Raw genomic sequence first — 18,088 nt, forward strand, 5'->3', positions numbered from 1 at the left:
GGTGGCTACGACGGGATTTGAACCTGTGACCCCATCATTATGAGTGATGTGCTCTAACCAGCTGAGCTACGTAGCCATCTTTTCGAGCGAGAGACTATAATACAATCCCGCTCTGACTTCCAATGGTTTTTACCAACTTGAAAGTTAAATAAAAATGGCAGGTCTACCTGGATTCGAACCAGGGAATGGCGGCATCAAAAGCCGCTGCCTTACCGCTTGGCGATAGACCTGCAGTGATGATTCACATCATCGTAATATGGTGCGGAAGAAGAGACTTGAACTCTTACACCTTGCGGCGCCAGAACCTAAATCTGGTGCGTCTACCAATTTCGCCACTTCCGCAAACTTGTTTCAACTTGATGCCTTTGGTGCGGAAGGAGGGACTTGAACCCTCACGTCCTAAGGACACTAACACCTGAAGCTAGCGCGTCTACCAATTCCGCCACCACCGCGTGTTCAAAGCATCAAATTGTCAAAATTTGGTGGCTACGACGGGATTCGAACCTGTGACCCCATCATTATGAGTGATGTGCTCTAACCAGCTGAGCTACGTAGCCTAATTTTCTCTCGCTGAGAAGGTTTTGCCTTATCGCTGAGAACGGAGCGCATTATGCGGATCTGACCTCGGAGCGTCAACAGTTTTTTTGAATAAATTCTTTGAAATTAACCGTTCGAGTTTTTTTTAAACAAAGAGGCGTGTTTATGATCAAAAACCATCAGCAAAACAACCAATTCATTACGCTGGATAGATCACAAAGATCATTTTTTATAGCGTATAAACAGCAAAAGCCAACACTTAGGTTGGCTTTTGCTTGAGCATTGCGTGAAATTTAAACGTTGAAGCGGAAGTGGATTACATCGCCATCTTTGACAATGTACTCTTTACCTTCCAAACGCCATTTCCCAGCCTCTTTGGCACCCGACTCACCGCTAAATTGGATGTAGTCATCATAACCAATCACTTCGGCACGGATAAAGCCACGCTCAAAATCGGTGTGGATTTTTCCTGCCGCTTGTGGCGCGGTCGCTCCAACCGGGATGGTCCATGCGCGTACTTCTTTAACACCCGCGGTGAAGTAGGTTTGCAGATTCAGTAAATCATAACCAGAGCGGATCACGCGGTTTAAGCCCGGCTCTTCAATGCCAAGATCGGCCAAAAACTCATCGCGTTCTTCTTCTTCCAGCTCAGACAGCTCAGCTTCGATAGCCGCGCACACCGCCACCACCGAAGAACCTTCTTGGGTGGCAAACTCGACCACGGCATCTAAGTAAGGGTTATTCTCAAAGCCATCTTCATTGACGTTAGCAATGTACATGGTTGGTTTGAGGGTGAGCAGATTGAGGTAACCGATCGCTTGCAGCTCTTCTTTGCTCAGTGCCACTGAGCGAGCCGATTCGCCTTCGCTGAGAACCGGTTGCAGTTTTTCTAATACGGTGAGTTCAAATTTGGCCTCTTTGTCGCCACCTTTTGCGCGTTTCGCTTGACGTAAAATCGCGCGATCACAGCTATCTAAGTCGGCCAATGCCAGTTCAAGATTGATCACGGCAATGTCTTCCAGTGGTGATACTTTACCAGCCACATGGATGATGTTTTCGTTTTCAAAGCAGCGTACAACGTGACCAATCGCATCGGTTTCGCGGATGTTTGCCAAAAATTTGTTGCCTAAGCCTTCCCCTTTTGATGCGCCCGCAACCAGACCGGCGATGTCAACAAACTCCATGGTTGTTGGCAAAATGCGTTCTGGTTTAACGATTGTGGCTAATGCATCTAGGCGAAGATCCGGCACCGGAACAACACCGGTGTTTGGTTCGATAGTACAAAACGGAAAGTTAGCCGCTTCGATGCCCGCTTTGGTCAGCGCATTAAAAAGAGTTGATTTACCTACGTTTGGCAAACCGACGATGCCACATTTAAAACCCATGACTGTAACCTTATTCAGCTTTGAAAGTGTGTAAACGATTTTGTGCTTTGGTGATGCCATCCTTCAATAGGATTTCGAGGCAGCGAACCGATTCGTCGACCGCCGCTTCAAGGCACTCCTGCTCTTTGGCGGGGGCTTTGCCTAACACATAACCTGCTACTTTATCTTTGTGTCCCGGATGACCAATGCCAAGCCGCAGACGATAGAATTCTTTGTTGTTGCCTAATTTGCTTATGGTGTCTTTGAGCCCGTTATGGCCACCATGTCCACCACCTTGCTTAAATTTAGCCACTCCTGGTGGCAAATCGAGCTCATCGTGGGCAACCATGATCTCTTCTGGTTTAATTTGATAAAAATTGGCCAGTGCCGCAATCGCTTTACCGGAGAGATTCATAAAGGTGGTCGGAATTAATACTCGTAATTCTTGCCCATTAATCAACATCCGCCCGGTCAGGCCAAAAAATTTCGCCTCATGCTTTAGGGTGACGTGATGAGCACGAGTGAGTTGTTCAACAACCCAAGCCCCCGCATTATGACGCGTTTTGGCGTATTCCGGCCCAGGATTGGCTAGTCCGACAAGCAGTTTGATTGGTTGACTCAAGGCTAAGATCTCTTCGGAAACTCAAAAGCGCAGTATGATAGCACACATCTTATTCAAGGTGCGAGTGAGCGTCTGTGGCAATAAAAAAGCGCTTCATCATCGATGAAACGCTTTCAGAGATTCAATCAATCGAATATAGACTATCAACGACCAGGCTTACCGAGCGTGGCTTAGCTAAACATGGCTGAGATAGACTCTTCGTTGCTGATGCGACGAATCGCTTCAGCCAGCATGCTTGATAGAGTCAGTTGCGTGACTTTACCGGTTGCTGCCATCTCTTTCGAGAGGGTGATAGAGTCGGTGACAATCACTTGATCCAATACTGAGTTTTTGATGTTTTTCGCAGCGTTACCTGAGAATACGGCGTGAGTTGCGTAAGCAAATACGCGTTTAGCACCACGCTCTTTCAGCGCTTCAGCGGCTTTACACAATGTGCCGCCAGTGTCGATCATGTCATCGACAATCACACAGTCACGGCCTTCAACATCACCGATAAGGTTCATCACTTCAGAAACGTTGGCACGTGGACGACGCTTATCAACGATCGCAATATCGATATCACCCAACGCTTTGGCCGTTGCACGCGCACGCACGACGCCACCTAAATCAGGTGAGACCACCACGGGATCTTCTAGATTACGTGCTTTCATATCTTCTAGCAGCACAGGTGTTCCGAAGATGTTATCAACCGGAACATCGAAGAAACCTTGGATCTGTTCAGCGTGAAGGTCAATGGTCAGCACGCGGTCAACACCAACGTTAGACAGAAAATCAGCCACGACTTTAGCGGTGATAGGCACACGCGCCGAGCGCACTCGACGGTCTTGGCGAGCATAACCAAAGTAAGGAATAACTGCCGTAATACGGCCTGCAGAAGCACGGCGCATTGCGTCAATCATAACCACCAGTTCCATTAGGTTGTCATTGGTTGGGGCACAGGTGGATTGAATGATAAATACATCGCTACCACGCACATTTTCATTGATTTGTACTGCCACTTCACCATCCGAGAAGCGGGAAACAGTAGCATCACCAAGCGAAATGTACAGACGATCTGCAATACGTTGGGCTAGTTCGGGTATAGCGTTACCAGCAAATAGCTTCATATCAGGCACGGTGGAAACCTCAGGGTTGCGTCCAGTTTTTAGTAAGGTCGGATTTTGGCTGATTGGTAATCAGCCAACGTCTTTATCAGCGGTGAAACATTGCGCCCTTCGGCGACAAACGCTAAGACGTGGTCAGATAATTGAGCGAAGACGGCCTGCGCATCTTTCCTGCTCGAAAACTCAGCAAAAACGCAAGATCCCGTCCCAGTCAATCTTGACGGCGCGTATTGTAGCAGCCATGAAAGTTGCTGATCAACCTCGGGGTACAGTGATCGGACAATTTTTTCGCAATCGTTTTCGTAAGGGGTGGTAAGAAGGCTTGCCAGATCACGCTTTGGGGTATCTCTCGTCAGCTGTGGATGGCTAAAAATATCTTTGGTCGCGATGCTGACTGGCGGGCGTACCACTAAATACCATTGCTCTGCTGGTGTGGCCGGGGTTAATTGTTCGCCCACGCCTTCGGCAAAAGCGGCAAATCCACGGGTAAAGACTGGCACATCCGCGCCTAAGGTTAAACCGATCTCGGCCAGTTGTTGGTCGCTAAGTCCGGTTTGCCACAGGTAGTTAAGCGCAACTAAAGTGGTCGCTGCGTTGGAAGATCCGCCACCGATCCCGCCGCCCATGGGTAACACTTTATGCAGTTTAATCTCTGCGCCGTAAGCGGATTGGCTATAGTCTTTGAGCGCGATTGCCGCTTGATAAATCAGATTATCTTGTAACGCGACGTCGGCGAGAGCCGGCGAGAGGGTGATATTCCCGCTGCGGTTGGCGGTAATGGTCAGCTCATCACCGTAATCGAGAAACTGAAACAAGGTCTGCAGATCGTGGTAGCCATTAGCACGGCGACCGGTGATATACAAAAACAGATTAAGTTTAGCCGGCGAAGGCCACACAGTGGTACCGTGGATCATGGGTGCAGTGTCCATTGTGAAATTGCGAGTTGAATCGAAGTGTTGTTTTGCTGGAGTTTGAGCCGATCAGGCAGTAACAACTGCTGATTTTGCCATTCAATCGTCTGATAACGTTGATATTCGACTTGCCATTGTGCAGTGGCGGTAAACTTACTCAACTGGGCAAGGGTGTTATGTGAATTAAGCTGATAAGCGCTGGCTTGGGTTGGCAAACCTAACAGCCAATCTTCCAACTGCGCCACTGGAATATCCAACCCGGTTAAACGTTGGATCAGGCTTTGCGCATCTTGGTCGCGGTAGGTTTGATCATCATAGGTATCGACTTGTGCGCCTTGCTCATTAACGTGTAAATTCAGCACGGTTTGACCAAGGAAATTGGTTAAACGTAGTGAAAGTTGCTGTGGGCTTTTTTGCCATTGAAAATTGAATGACTGGCGCTGATCTGGGGCGATATAACCGAGTTTTCCGGTCAGTTGATAGGCTTGAATGTCCTGTAAGACTAATTGGTGGGTCTGCCATTCAACATTAACGGGCTGCGATGGGGAAGTGGCACAACCGGCCAAAACCAGCAGACTGACCCATCCGAGAATCATATGGCGTATGAGAGAATGCATAGGGCGTTTTTTATCCCAAAAGACAATGAAAACGCGCTCACTATAGCATTGTTCTCGCCAACTGCGGAAAACAAATCCGGTCTGCCCTTTCAATCAAAGAGGGCATCAAGTAAAATTCGCTGTCTAAACCTTCACCCTATCTCGGAACACGCTATAGATGTCTTTGCTTGCCATTGGAATCAATCACAATACGGCGTCGGTAGAATTGCGAGAAAAAGTGGCATTCGGGCCAGAAAAACTCTGTTTGGCGCTGCAGCAACTCGCCAGCTATTCCTACGTAACCGGAGCGGTGATCCTCTCGACCTGTAATCGTACTGAAATTTATTGTGATGTGCGGGCGACAGGTAAACAGAAAGTGATTGAGTGGTTATCTCACTTCCACCAAATCAGTCTGGATGAGTTTAAACCGAGTCTGTATATCCATGAAGAACAAGCAGCAATTCGCCATTTGATGCGCGTGGCGTGTGGGCTGGATTCATTGGTGCTCGGTGAGCCGCAAATATTAGGCCAAGTAAAGCAAGCCTATGCGCAAGCCAGAGACGAACATGCGGTGAGCCCGGCTATCGAAAAGCTGTTCCAAAAAACCTTTTCCGTGGCCAAACGGGTACGTACAGAAACCGAAATTGGTGGCAGTGCGGTATCGGTGGCTTACGCCGCATGTACCTTGGCAAAACACATTTTTGAATCGCTGGCACAGGCTACTGTATTGTTGGTTGGTGCGGGCGAAACCATTGAGTTGGTAGCCAAACATTTGGCGAGTCACCATTGCAAACGGATGATCGTCGCCAACCGTACTCGTGAGCGAGCGATGAGTTTCGCTCAGCAGTTTGACGCTCAAGTCATCGCACTCAATGAGATCCCTGCTTATCTTGCGCAAGCCGATATTGTGATCAGTTCCACCGCAAGCCCACTGCCGATTATTGGTAAAGGTATGGTGGAAAGCGCGCTCAAAGCGCGCCGCTATCAGCCCATGCTATTGGTGGATATCGCCGTCCCGCGTGATATTGAACCGCAGGTTGGTCAGCTTAATGATGCTTATCTCTATTCAGTCGATGATCTGCAATCGATTGTTGAGAGCAACATCGAGCAGCGCAAGGTGGAAGCCATTGCTGCCGAGGCGATGGTTAGTCAAGAAAGTGCGACCTTTATGGGTTGGATGCGCTCATTACAGGCGGTGGATAGTATCCGAGATTACCGTCAGCAGGCTAATCAAGCGCGTGAAGAGCTGGTGAGTAAAAGCCTACAAGCGCTGGCGGCGGGAGGCGATCCCGAAAAATTGCTTATAGAATTAAGCAACAAACTGACCAACAAACTAATTCACACCCCGACCCGCGCCTTACAACTGGCGGCGGAGCAAGGGGAACCGGCTAAATTGGCCGTGATCAGACAAAGTTTAGGTCTTGACGATCTAAATTAAATCTCAACTTAGAGTTTAAAGAAGCAATTATGAAAGCGTCGATTTTAAGCAAGCTGGAATCCCTTGTTGAACGCTACGAAGAGGTGCAACACCTCCTCGGCGACCCAGCAGTTATTGGTGATCAAAATAAATTCCGTGCTCTTTCCAAAGAGTATTCACAACTGGAAGAGATCACCCAGTGTTTCCAAGCTTACCAACAAGCGAAAGATGACTTGCTGGCGGCCGAAGAGATGGCACAGGAAGATGACGCCGAAATGCGTGAAATGGCGCAAGAGGAAATCAAAGCGGCTAAAGCAGCCATTGAACGCCTCACTGATGAGCTGCAAATTTTGCTGTTGCCGAAAGATCCAAACGATGATCGCAACTGTTTCTTGGAAATCCGCGCTGGGGCCGGTGGTGATGAAGCGGGTATTTTTGCTGGCGATCTATTCCGCATGTACAGCCGTTTTGCCGAGAAAAAAGGCTGGCGTATCGAAGTGATGTCATCCAGTGAGGCTGAGCACGGTGGTTATAAAGAGATGATTGCCAAGGTCAATGGTGATGGTGCATACGGTACGCTGAAGTTTGAATCTGGCGGTCATCGTGTGCAACGGGTACCGGCCACCGAAGCGCAAGGGCGTATTCACACATCGGCTTGTACGGTCGCGATCATGCCTGAAATTCCTGAAGCAGAAATTCCAGAAATCAAAGCCAGCGATCTGAAAATCGATACATTCCGCTCCTCGGGCGCGGGTGGTCAGCACGTTAACACCACCGATTCGGCTATCCGTATCACTCACTTACCGACTGGTATTGTGGTTGAGTGTCAGGATGAGCGTTCGCAGCATAAGAACAAAGCTAAAGCGATGTCAGTGTTGGCGGCGCGGATTGCCCAAGCGGAAGAGTCGAAACGTGCGGCGCAAATTTCAGATACGCGACGTAACCTGCTCGGCTCTGGTGATCGCAGTGACCGGATCCGCACCTATAACTACCCACAAGGCCGGGTTTCTGATCACCGGATTAACTTGACCGTGTATCGCTTAACCGAAGTGATGGAAGGCGATCTGCAATCACTGATTGAACCGGTGATCCATGAACATCAAGCCGATCAGCTCGCGGCACTGGCGGATCAAAACTAATCCATGTCAGTCACGATTGAAGCGGCATTAAAAGCGGCCAGCGAGCAACTGCAACACAGCGGCAGTGATTCGCCAGCGCTTGATGCCGCGGTGTTACTTTGCCATGTATTGGCTAAGCCGCGCTCTTATTTGCTGACTTGGCCAGATAAACTGTTGGATCAAGCCACGCTGGCCGCTTGGCAAAATCTGCTCGCGCGTCGGATAGCTGGCGAGCCGGTGGCTTATATTCTTGGTGAGCGCGAGTTTTGGTCGCTGCCATTCAAAGTCTCTCCCGCCACGCTGATCCCACGTCCTGATACTGAACGCTTGGTCGAATTAGCGCTGGAGAAAGCGGCGTTAATTGACGGAGAACTGCTTGATTTAGGTACAGGAACTGGCGCGATTGCGCTGGCCTTGGCATCCGAATTACCAACGCGGCGAGTCACGGGCATCGATTTACGTCCGGAAGCGGCGGAGTTAGCTCAGGAGAACGCGACTCGCTTGGCGCTCGGCAATACGCAGTTTTTGCAAGGCAGTTGGTTTAGTCCGCTAGTTTATGGTACGAAGTTTGCTTTAATTGTTTCCAACCCGCCCTATATTGACCCACACGATCCACATTTAGATCAGGGGGATGTCCGGTTTGAGCCGAAAAGCGCGTTAGTCGCGGCTGAAAATGGTTTGGCGGATATTCGCTATATCAGTACCCATGCGCCTGATTTTTTACTCGATGGTGGCTGGTTGCTGTTTGAGCATGGCTATGATCAAGGGGCGGCAGTACGCACTATGTTGCATCAGTTGGGTTATCAAAACATTACCACTGAGCAAGATTATGCGGGTAATGATCGAGTGACACTCGGGCAATTCATCACGGGATGTGCATCATGTACGAAGGATTAAAACATTTTCATCTATTGACGATTGGCGTGAGCGCCATGCTGTTATCGATTCGCTATGTGTTGATGATGCTCGACTCAGTGCATCTTGAGCGTAAGTTTTTCAAAATTTTTCCCCATGTCAACGATACGTTATTGCTGTTATCGGGGATTGCTCTGGTCATGATCACTGGCTTTATTCCTTTTACCGATGCTGCGCCGTGGATGACCGAGAAATTCACCTGTGTATTGGCTTATATCGCGTTAGGCTTCTTTGCGCTTAAGCTCGGTCGCAACAAACTGCTGCGCAGTTTTGCCTTTTTTGGCGCATTAGGTTGGTTGGCGATGGCTGGTAAAATTGCGGTCGCCAAAGCTCCTCTTCTGTTTAGTTAAGGTAAGGGCTGGCTCATGCAGAACTGGTGTGATGAAGATTTTGATGCGCTGGAATTAGTTGAGGGTGCATTGGTACTTAATCAAGCAATTAATCCTGATACCCAAGTGGCATGGGCGCAGGGCGAGTTAACTCGCTTATTAAAGGAAGCGCAATTAGCGCTGAGCGATGAACATGATCCGCAAGCGCGTTTTACACGCTTTCTACACCTGTTCTACCATCAGTGGGGTTTTAGCGGTGATAGTGAAGCGTATTTTGATTCACGTAATGCTTTTATCGATCAGGTTCTAAAGCGTCGCAAAGGGATTCCGGTCAGTCTTGGCGCATTGCTACTCTATATCGGGCGTAAACTTGGCTTTCCACTGCACAGCATTAATTTTCCGACCCAATTTCTGTTGGCGCTGGATTGGCCGGGAGAAGCGCCGATCTATCTCAATCCGTTTAATGGTGAACGGGTCAGTCAACATACTTTGCAAGCTTGGCTGGTTGGTCAGCAAGGCCCGCTGGCCAAGCTCAACTCATCCCATCTACCGCGGGTGGATAACCCGAGTATTATTGGCCGCTGGTTGGCGCTGATCAAAAGTGCTTTACTGCGCGAAGAACACTATACTCTGGCGTTAAGATGCACCAATTTGGCGCTTACTTTTGTGCCCGATGACCCTTATGAAATCCGTGATCGTGGTTTTATCTATCAACAGTTAGCTTGTCACCAAATTGCGATGGCGGATTACCAATATTTTATTGAACATTGCCCGCACGATCCGGCGAGTGAACTGTTAAAAAAACAAGTCAATTTGCTCAGTCACGGCAGACCAGTGACGCTGCATTAACCTAATAAGAGAGATTAAGATGGAACACAAAATTGTCCATGTCGGTGATATTCCGGTAGCGAATAATCTGCCATTTACCCTATTTGCGGGCATGAACGTATTGGAATCGCGTGATTTGGCGATGCAAATTTGTGAATACTACGTAAAAGTGACTGAAAAACTCGGCATTCCTTACGTGTTCAAAGCCTCATTTGATAAAGCCAACCGCAGCTCAGTGCACTCATATCGTGGTCCGGGTCTTGAGCAAGGCATGAAAATTTTCCAAGAGTTGAAGCAAACTTTTGGGGTGAAAATCATTACCGATGTGCATACCGCAGAACAAGCTCAACCGGTTTCCAAAGTGGTGGATGTGATCCAATTGCCGGCATTTCTGGCGCGTCAAACCGATCTGGTGGAAGCGATGGCTAAAACCGGTGCCGTGATCAATGTTAAAAAACCACAATTTATGAGCCCAGGTCAAGTCGGCAATATCGTTGAGAAATTTGCCGAATGTGGCAATGACAAGGTGATTTTGTGTGAACGCGGCTCTTGCCATGGTTACGACAATCTGGTGGTGGACATGCTCGGGTTTGGCGTGATGAAGCAAGCATCTAACGGTAGCCCGATTATTTTCGATGTCACTCACTCACTGCAAATGCGTGATCCTTCAGGAGCGGCATCCGGTGGCCGTCGTCAGCAAACTGTCGAACTAGCCAAAGCGGGTTTAGCAACGGGCATTGCCGGTCTGTTTATTGAAGCGCATCCGAACCCAGACCAAGCGAGATGTGATGGTCCATCAGCGCTGCCACTGGATAAGCTTGAACCGTTCTTAGCGCAAATGAAAGCACTGGATGATCTGATCAAAAGCTTCGGGAACATCGATATCCGCTAAGCGGACGTTTTTCGCTCTAGCATCGATTTAAGGCCACCGACAGGTGGCCTTTTTCATTGTGCTGTTCGTCGGTCGTGTTTTGAACCGATGCTAGTCTGAGCCGATTGCTGGCCGCTATTGGGGCTTTTAAGTGATCTGAGCGACATAAATATGCAATTAAGCTGTCGCATTACTTATGTTATTTTAGACTCAAACGAGTTTTAATCGTGTGATCCGCCGCGTGTAGGATGTTAGCTCGCGGCGATACGATTGCTCATCTGCACTTTTTAGCCGTGGTTTTTTCCGATCAAAGGTATGACAATGCAATTAAAGCCTATTCTAAAATCTTTACTCAGCGTCGCGATCGTCGCCTCTTTGGCCGGGTGTGTCACTCAGCCAACACATCAGTGGCAAGCCGACCAAACTTACCGATTGACCATTTTACACACCAACGATCACCATGGCCGTTTTTGGCAGAATCAATATGGTGAATATGGCATGGCGGCTCGTAAAACACTGATTGATCAGTTACGGGCCGAGATTGAAGCGCAGGGCGGTAGTGTGTTGTTGCTCTCGGGGGGCGATATCAATACTGGCGTGCCAGAGTCTGATCTGCAAGATGCAGAGCCTGATTTCAAAGGCATGAGCAAAATTGGTTACGATGCGATGGCGCTCGGCAATCATGAGTTTGATAACCCACTCGAAGTGCTGTTTAAGCAGCAACAATGGGCCAATTTCCCGATGCTGTCAGCCAATATTTATGATAAAGCCTCCGGCAAGCGCCTGTTTGAACCGTACCATATCTTTGATAAGCAAGGGATCAAGATTGCTGTTATCGGGCTGACCACCGAAGATACGGCAAAAATTGGCAATCCTGAATTTATCGCTGGTATTGATTTTCGCGATCCCAAACCAGAAGCGAAACAAGTGATCGCTGAGCTAAAGAAAAAAGAGAAGCCGGATCTGATCATAGCGGTTACCCATATGGGGCACTACCAAAATGGCGAGCATGGAGTGAATGCGCCGGGTGATGTGGCTTTAGCCCGTTATCTGCCTGCAGGTGAGCTTGATATGATTGTCGGTGGCCACTCACAAGAACCGGTGTGTATGGAAGGGCCGAATCTGATCACCAAGAACTTTAAGCCGGGCGATCAATGTAAGCCGGATTTCCAAAATGGCACGTACATCGTACAAGCTTACGAATGGGGTAAATACGTGGGCCGTGCCGATTATGAGTTCCGTAATGGTGAGCTGAACATGGTCAGCTATGATCTGATCCCTGTGAACTTAAAAAATAAAGTTGACGTTAATGGTCAAACACAGCACGTATTTGCCACTACGGAAATTCAGCAAGATGCCGAGCTATTGGAATTTCTGCGCCCTTATCAGGAAAAAGGTCAACAGCAACTGGGGGTAAAAATTGCCGACAGCAATGGTAAGTTGGAAGGTGATCGACATGTCGTGCGCTTTCAGCAAACCAATTTAGGGCGAATGATTGCGCTTGCCCATATGCAGCGTGCCAAAGCGGATTTCGGTATTATGAACTCGGGTGGTGTGCGTGATTCGATCCCCGCCGGTGATATCACTTATAAAGATGTGTTGAAAGTGCAGCCGTTTGGCAACATCGTGAGCTATGTGGATATGAATGGTCAGGAAGTGCTGGATTATCTGAACGTGGTGGCGACTAAGCCGGTTGATTCGGGAGCCTATGCTCAGTTTGCTGGGATCGCGTTGACAGTGGCCGATGGTAAAGTCACCAATGTGCAAATCGCTGGTAAACCGCTGCGCCTAGATCAAACTTACCGTTTCACGCTACCCAGTTTTAATGCGGCAGGCGGTGATGGTTATCCAAAAATTTCCGATCATCCCGGGTATGTGAATACTGGGTTTGTCGATGCGGAAGTCTTGAAAGATTTCCTTGAAGCCCAGAGCCCGATTGACATCAAACGTTTCGCTCCAGCCGGTGAAATTGTTTATCGTTAATAAGATTTGACTGTGTGGGTTGAATTGCGTTTACTGACAAGCGGTGTAAAACACCGCTTTTTTGTTTTCCATTTCAATATGGAAGCGAGCTTTATCTGCCCAACCAGTAGGGTGAGTCAATGAGGATACGCGATTTATGACGCCTGCGATTAATCTTGCCAAGAAAAATAAAATCTCTCATATCATTCATCAATATCAACATGATCCGAACCACACCAGTTATGGCTTAGAGGCTGCGCAGGCACTTGGTCAAGATCCTAAACAAGTGTTTAAAACCTTACTGTTTTGCCTTAATGGTGAAGAGAAAAATCTCGCGGTGGCGATTATTCCAGTTGATTTAAAACTGAATTTAAAATTAGCCGCCAAAGCGGCACACGCCAAAAAAGCGGAGATGGCCAAGCCGGAGATTGCAGAGAAAACCACCGGTTATGTGGTGGGTGGGATCAGTCCACTTGGTCAAAAAAAATTATTGCCAACGTTTATTCACCAGAGCGCAGCATGCCAAGCGACCATTTGTGTCAGTGCCGGTAAACGCGGCTTAGAAATTGAGTTATCTCCCCAAGATTTGGCACGTTTAACGCGTGGTCAGTTTGCCGAATTGTGCCAAGCGGATATTTAGCCGCGCTAAATAAAAACGGCCTTGATCAAGGCCGTTGCTTTACTATCGCGAGATGAATGATGCTGCGAGATTATCATGTCGTTGAGAGATTAATCTCGCGCTTCTTGTTCCATTTGCGCATTGTCCACGACGTGGTTTTCACCTAAGTCTTTTGGCAGAATGAGGTTGAGCGCAATCGCAACGATACCGCACAAGCTCACCCCTTGTAGGCTGAAATCACCAACACCAAATGCCATGCCGCCGATACCAAACACTAAGGTTACCGCGACAATCACTAAATTGCGTGATTTGTGCAGATCTACTTGATTTTTGATCAGCGTATTCAAACCTACCGTGGCAATCGAACCAAACAGCAAGATCATAATACCGCCCATCACCGGCACTGGAATGGTTTGCAGCAATGCGCCGAGTTTACCCACCAACGCGAGGATAATGGCGGTGATGGCTGCCCAAGTCATGATCGCCGGATTAAATGCGCGGGTTAGCATAACGGCACCAGTCACCTCACTGTAGGTGGTGTTTGGTGGCGCGCCAAACATAGTCGCGGCCATGGTGGCCACTCCGTCACCAGCAATCGTGCGGTGTAAGCCTGGCTTTTTCAGATAATCTTTGTTGGTCACGTTAGAAATAGCCAACATATCGCCCACATGTTCAACCGCAGGAGCAATCGCGACTGGGATCATAAATAGAATGGCGTTGATGTTAAATTCAGGAAAGGTAAAGTTTGGTAACGCCAGCCAAGCCGCTTGTTCGACCGCTGTAAAATCGACCACGCCCATCACCAGTGACAACGCATAGCCGCTAATAATGCCCGCCAAGATTGGCACCAGCTTGAAAAAGCCCTTGGCGAACACGCTAAAGACAACCGTGACTAACAGCGAGAGACACGAGATCCACAGTGCCGCTTGTGGGTCGATGAGTTGTAGAGCGCCATCCCCTGTTTTACCAAGCGCCATATTGACCGCTGCCGGCGCTAGCCCTAAACCAATCACCATTATGACTGGGCCAACCACCACTGGTGGTAGCAGTTTATGGATGATGGCAACGCCACGTAATTTGATGACACAACCGAGGAAGATATATACCGCACCGGCTGCCATCAACCCCCCCATGGTTGCTGGGATCCCCCAAGTTTGGATACCGAACATGATTGGGGCAATAAAAGCAAATGAGGAGGCGAGGAAGATAGGAACTGAGCGGCGGGTAATGAATTGGAAAAGCAGTGTTCCGAAACCGGCACCGAACAGTGCGACATTGGGATCTAATCCCGTCAGCAATGGAACCAGAACCAACGCTCCAAATGCAACAAACAGCATTTGCGCGCCTTGGATGGCATTTTTCATCGTATTTTCCCTGATGCAAATAAAAATTCGCGCGATCTTACCATTTCTGCAATCGATTGCGAGCGCGGTGAGATCAAAAAATGCCAGAATTATTGGTTGCTATTGGATAATGACCTAGATCGCGTCGCACCAATTCAAATACGGAACGCTAGTCTGTCTGCCTTGCTGAACGAGGGATAGTTGCTTATCATCGTCATTCAGTAAACAGAATGTAGGTATAGTATGCGCTATTTAGTTGTGTTGATGCTGGGATTGCTGACCTTTCCCGCCCTCGCACTCACTCAAGTCAACTTGTATCAAACCGAAGTAGTGCTGGATCTGCAACAAAGCGATGCTGATGCTGCCGCACGTGTCCGTGCCATGCAAGAGGTGATTGTGCGCGCGACCGGTAGTCAAGCGGCTCTCACCAATGAGGCGGTGCAAAAAGCACTGCGCCAAAGCAATCAGTACATTACCCAGTTCAGCACTCTGCAGCAGGGCTCACAGCCTGTGATGCGCTTACAATTCAGTGCGCCACATATTCGTGCCTTGCTCACCCAAGCGCAGCTGCCTTTTTGGCCCGAAAATCGCAGTAACTTGTTAGTTTGGCTGGTTGAAGAGGCAAACTATGATCGCACGATTGCTTGGGAGCACTCTGATACTCAATGGCTAAACCAGATCAAAGCACGTGCGCGGGCGCGTGGCTTACCTTTGACCGTTCCTGTCGGTGATTTTGATGATGTGACTGGGGTACAAGTGGCGGATTTGTGGGGCGGTTTTGTCAATCCAATCAGTGTCGCCAGTCAGCGCTACCCAACCGATGCGGTATTGGTCATACGTGCTCAAGGTGCGGATTTACGTTGGAGTTTGTTTGATCAATCAGCCCGTTCGATGCTGCAGCAACCGACCTCCCCTTTGACTGGTCAGGCATCCGGCGCGCAAGCTGCCAGTGATATGATTGATCAAATCAGTGATTACTACGCGCGTAAAAGTGCTGTCGTGGTGAGCAGTGAATCTTCTCAGTTTGTGCTTGCGCAGTTTAGCCCGCTCAATAGTGGGGCGGATTTCTTTACGGTCGAGAATAAACTTAAGCGGTTAAGTTCGGTCGCGTCATTAGAGATTTTAAATATTCAGGGCGCTCAAGTGACGTTTAAAGTGCATTTGCTAACCAGTGCACAAGAGTTTAGCAATGAAGTGCTCAGAATGGGGCAAACAGTATTGCTCGATACACCAGCTGCCGAGCTTTCCTCGCCATCACCCGCTGAATATAGCGCTGGTGAGATTGCTGGCGAGGTGCCGAGCAATCAAGCGGATTTGCTGCCCGTGCAGCCTGAGCGGCCATCATCTCAACCGATGACGCTGTATTTTACTTGGCAAGGCTAAGTCATTTAGCGATATGTGATGGATAAAATAGCGCCCAATTAAGGCGCTATTTTTATGTGCTAATTTGATCTCATTTTGGGCGATGACGATGGCTAAGCGCCGCGTTTTGGGTTGCCCATAGGTAAAAAGATCATCGTTGGTCAAAAGGGGCGTTTTTTACGTTTTCAAATGGAACCCGCCACGTCGCTTATTGCTGAGTATTTACAGAATTTCCAGCACTTGCTCGGGTGGACGACCGAGACGTGCCTGACCACGACATACCACAATTGGCCGTTCGAGGAGTTTTGGGTGCTGCGCCAATGCGGCAAACAGTGCGTCATCACTTAGTTGGTGATCACCTAACTGGAGCTCGTGATACAAATCGTCTTTGCAGCGCATCATGCCACGGACTTCACTCAAGCCTAGCTGTTGGTAGAGTTGCTTGAGTTCTGGTATTGAAGGTGATTGCTGTAAATAGTCGATCACTTGCGGGGTGATCCCTTGCTGAGTCAATAGCGCTAAAGTTTCGCGACTTTTCGAGCATTTCGGATTGTGGTAAATCACGACTGACATTCTTTCTCCTTAACTGATTTTATTATTGGAGTGATAAAAAGCGTTCACGCTGCACCATCAACTGATCTATTCGTGCATCATAACGGGCTTGAGCTAAGCTGCCGAGTTCAACCAGTTGACTGGCCTGAGTGTAAAACTGAATGGCTTTGTTCCAGTTGGCTTGCAGTGCCATGATTTCGGCGCGTGCGGCAAGCTCTTCCGCACTATTGCCTAAGCGGTTATTGGCCTCTGACAGGAGTTGCCATCCATTAAGATCATTGGGGTGGTCGTGACTATAGCGCTGCAAGATGCGAATGGCATCGGCAAACTTATCCTGTTTGAGCAGTACATTGGCATAGTTTATGGTCAACACTGGGTTGTTGGGCGTTTGTTTGAGCGCAGTTTCTAATCGACTTTGCGCTTTGGTCGCTTGTTGAGTATCAAGATACAAATCGCTGATCGCATCGAGGTAAAAAGGGTTGTCTGGCTGCTGGCTGACCAATTGGCTAAGCAGCGGCTCCGCTTGATCGAATTGTTTTAAATCGAGATACACTAAAGCCTTACCATATTGAATGGCTGGCTGCAGGTTTGGGTTGATTTTTTTCTCATTACGGGCAAACCAATCTAAAGCGGCATCGGCATCAATCCCGGCATAACGGGCGATAATCCGCGCACGCGCTAACTGATAGTCGAGATCCGGAGTCCAACGAAGTGGCGGATATTGCCGTGCACGTTCCCGACTATCGGTGATGCGATCTTCGGGGAGTGGGTGAGTGAGCAGCATTGGCGGTGGTTTACTGGCATAACGGTATTCATCGGCGAGACGACCAAAGAATTGCGGCATTGCATTAGCATCGAATCCCGCTTTGGCTAAGGTCGCAATACCAAATCGATCTGCTTCTTTTTCATTATTGCGCGTGTAGTTAATCTGGCCTTGAATGCTGCCGGCCATAGTGGCATTGATGGCGGCAATGCCAACTTCTGGAGCGGCAATCGCTAATAGTAACGAGCCTGCCAGTGCGGCAATGGTTGCAGGAGAGCGGCGTGCTTGTTCTTCCATACTGCGCGCCAAATGACGTTGTGTTACGTGAGCGATTTCGTGCGCCATCACCGAGGCGAGTTCACTTTCACTCTGGGCATGTAAAAACAGCCCTGAATGCAGCGCGACATACCCGCCAAAGAAGGCAAAGGCGTTGATATTGCGATCGCGGATCATAAAGAACGTAAATGGTGTTTTAACATCATTGGCATTGGCGACCAAACGGTGGCCTAAATTATCGATGTATTGATTAAGTAACGGATCATTAATCACCGGTTGGCTATTACGCAGCATGCGCATATAGGCATCACCATAAATCAGCTCTTGATCGATAGTTAAGGTTGCTCCGGCGACGGTGCCGATATCCGGCAACTCGATGCTTTCTGTTTGAGCCAAGGTAAAGCATGAATGAGCGGCAATGCACAAGCATAATACGGTGCGGGTCGGGAACAATTTCATGATAGCGGTGCATACTCCGAATGTATTTGCCAGTAAGACATAATGGATGCCAATTGGTTGCGAGATCCGGCGCTAGTGCCGTGAATTTCCTGTTAAAATCTGTTAGCTATCAACGGCAATAGGTGTAACCCTGAACGAAAG

General features: G+C 48.7%; 17 protein-coding genes and 5 tRNA genes. 9 read left to right on the forward strand and 13 right to left on the reverse strand.

Annotation, left to right across the window (positions count from 1 at the left end; translation table 11 throughout):
- Positions 1-2: 2 nt before the first annotated feature.
- From PUN32_RS05580 to lolB, 10 genes are all read right to left on the reverse strand, one after another.
- Positions 3-76, reverse strand: a tRNA-Met gene (locus PUN32_RS05580).
- A gap of 79 nt (positions 77-155) precedes the next feature.
- A tRNA-Gln gene (locus tag PUN32_RS05585) sits at positions 156-230 on the reverse strand.
- Positions 231-257: 27 nt separating this feature from the next.
- A tRNA-Leu gene (locus PUN32_RS05590) sits at positions 258-342 on the reverse strand.
- A gap of 24 nt (positions 343-366) precedes the next feature.
- Positions 367-452, reverse strand: a tRNA-Leu gene (locus PUN32_RS05595).
- A gap of 28 nt (positions 453-480) precedes the next feature.
- A tRNA-Met gene (locus PUN32_RS05600) sits at positions 481-557 on the reverse strand.
- Positions 558-830: 273 nt separating this feature from the next.
- On the reverse strand, positions 831-1,922 hold the full coding sequence (ychF, locus tag PUN32_RS05605; protein ID WP_274722164.1) for a redox-regulated ATPase YchF: 1,092 nt from the start codon (positions 1,920-1,922) through the stop codon (positions 831-833).
- 10 nt (positions 1,923-1,932) lie between these two features.
- Positions 1,933-2,523 carry an aminoacyl-tRNA hydrolase gene (gene pth, locus PUN32_RS05610; protein ID WP_274722165.1) on the reverse strand — a complete coding sequence of 197 codons (591 nt, stop codon included), beginning with the start codon at positions 2,521-2,523 and terminating at the stop codon, positions 1,933-1,935.
- Positions 2,524-2,693: 170 nt separating this feature from the next.
- The gene (locus PUN32_RS05615; protein WP_166013425.1) at positions 2,694-3,638 is read right to left on the reverse strand and encodes a ribose-phosphate pyrophosphokinase; all 945 of its coding nucleotides are present in this window, start codon (positions 3,636-3,638) and stop codon (positions 2,694-2,696) included.
- Positions 3,639-3,667: 29 nt separating this feature from the next.
- Positions 3,668-4,540 (reverse strand): 4-(cytidine 5'-diphospho)-2-C-methyl-D-erythritol kinase, encoded by an 873-nt coding sequence (gene ispE / locus PUN32_RS05620; protein WP_274722330.1) that lies wholly within the window; start codon positions 4,538-4,540, stop codon positions 3,668-3,670.
- Positions 4,537-5,154, reverse strand: coding sequence for a lipoprotein insertase outer membrane protein LolB (gene lolB / locus PUN32_RS05625; RefSeq protein ID WP_274722166.1), 618 nt, complete (start codon positions 5,152-5,154; stop codon positions 4,537-4,539). The genes ispE and lolB overlap by 4 nt, the downstream gene beginning before the upstream one ends.
- 157 nt (positions 5,155-5,311) lie before the next feature.
- On the opposite strand from lolB, the gene hemA reads away from it, so the two are divergent.
- The 8 genes from hemA (at position 5,312) to ybaK (ending at position 13,213) form a co-directional block, all read left to right on the forward strand.
- Positions 5,312-6,571 carry a glutamyl-tRNA reductase gene (gene hemA, locus PUN32_RS05630; protein WP_274722167.1) on the forward strand — a complete coding sequence of 420 codons (1,260 nt, stop codon included), beginning with the start codon at positions 5,312-5,314 and terminating at the stop codon, positions 6,569-6,571.
- 29 nt (positions 6,572-6,600) lie between these two features.
- A complete protein-coding gene (gene prfA, locus PUN32_RS05635; RefSeq protein ID WP_166013422.1) occupies positions 6,601-7,689 on the forward strand; it encodes a peptide chain release factor 1 in 1,089 nt (362 codons plus the stop codon).
- Between the two features lie 3 nt (positions 7,690-7,692).
- The gene (prmC, locus tag PUN32_RS05640) at positions 7,693-8,565 is read left to right on the forward strand and encodes a peptide chain release factor N(5)-glutamine methyltransferase (RefSeq protein WP_274722168.1); all 873 of its coding nucleotides are present in this window, start codon (positions 7,693-7,695) and stop codon (positions 8,563-8,565) included.
- Complete coding sequence (locus PUN32_RS05645; RefSeq protein WP_274722169.1) at positions 8,550-8,933, forward strand: SirB2 family protein; 384 nt, start codon at positions 8,550-8,552, stop codon at positions 8,931-8,933. Before prmC ends, PUN32_RS05645 begins: the two co-directional genes overlap by 16 nt.
- A gap of 15 nt (positions 8,934-8,948) precedes the next feature.
- Positions 8,949-9,761: a SirB1 family protein gene (locus PUN32_RS05650; protein ID WP_274722170.1), complete on the forward strand. Its 813-nt coding sequence runs from the start codon at positions 8,949-8,951 to the stop codon at positions 9,759-9,761.
- Between the two features lie 19 nt (positions 9,762-9,780).
- Positions 9,781-10,632: a 3-deoxy-8-phosphooctulonate synthase gene (gene kdsA / locus PUN32_RS05655; RefSeq protein ID WP_274722171.1), complete on the forward strand. Its 852-nt coding sequence runs from the start codon at positions 9,781-9,783 to the stop codon at positions 10,630-10,632.
- Positions 10,633-10,932: 300 nt separating this feature from the next.
- On the forward strand, positions 10,933-12,594 hold the full coding sequence (ushA, locus tag PUN32_RS05660; RefSeq protein WP_274722172.1) for a bifunctional UDP-sugar hydrolase/5'-nucleotidase UshA: 1,662 nt from the start codon (positions 10,933-10,935) through the stop codon (positions 12,592-12,594).
- Positions 12,595-12,730: 136 nt separating this feature from the next.
- A complete protein-coding gene (gene ybaK / locus PUN32_RS05665; RefSeq protein ID WP_274722173.1) occupies positions 12,731-13,213 on the forward strand; it encodes a Cys-tRNA(Pro) deacylase in 483 nt (160 codons plus the stop codon).
- An 89-nt stretch (positions 13,214-13,302) separates the two neighbouring features.
- On the opposite strand, the gene PUN32_RS05670 is transcribed toward ybaK, so the two are convergent.
- Positions 13,303-14,556: a uracil-xanthine permease family protein gene (locus tag PUN32_RS05670; RefSeq protein WP_274722174.1), complete on the reverse strand. Its 1,254-nt coding sequence runs from the start codon at positions 14,554-14,556 to the stop codon at positions 13,303-13,305.
- Between the two features lie 222 nt (positions 14,557-14,778).
- Between PUN32_RS05670 and PUN32_RS05675 the strand changes: the two genes are divergently transcribed.
- A complete protein-coding gene (locus tag PUN32_RS05675) occupies positions 14,779-15,918 on the forward strand; it encodes a DUF2066 domain-containing protein (RefSeq protein WP_274722175.1) in 1,140 nt (379 codons plus the stop codon).
- Between the two features lie 201 nt (positions 15,919-16,119).
- Here the strand turns inward: PUN32_RS05675 and arsC are convergent, their stop codons facing one another.
- Positions 16,120-16,470: an arsenate reductase (glutaredoxin) gene (arsC, locus tag PUN32_RS05680; RefSeq protein ID WP_274722176.1), complete on the reverse strand. Its 351-nt coding sequence runs from the start codon at positions 16,468-16,470 to the stop codon at positions 16,120-16,122.
- 22 nt (positions 16,471-16,492) lie between these two features.
- Positions 16,493-17,947 carry a beta-barrel assembly-enhancing protease gene (gene bepA / locus PUN32_RS05685; protein ID WP_274722177.1) on the reverse strand — a complete coding sequence of 485 codons (1,455 nt, stop codon included), beginning with the start codon at positions 17,945-17,947 and terminating at the stop codon, positions 16,493-16,495.
- Between the last annotated feature and the right edge of the window lie 141 nt (positions 17,948-18,088).

This window comes from Vibrio chanodichtyis (assembly GCF_028863985.1).
Classification (GTDB): domain Bacteria; phylum Pseudomonadota; class Gammaproteobacteria; order Enterobacterales; family Vibrionaceae; genus Vibrio; species Vibrio chanodichtyis.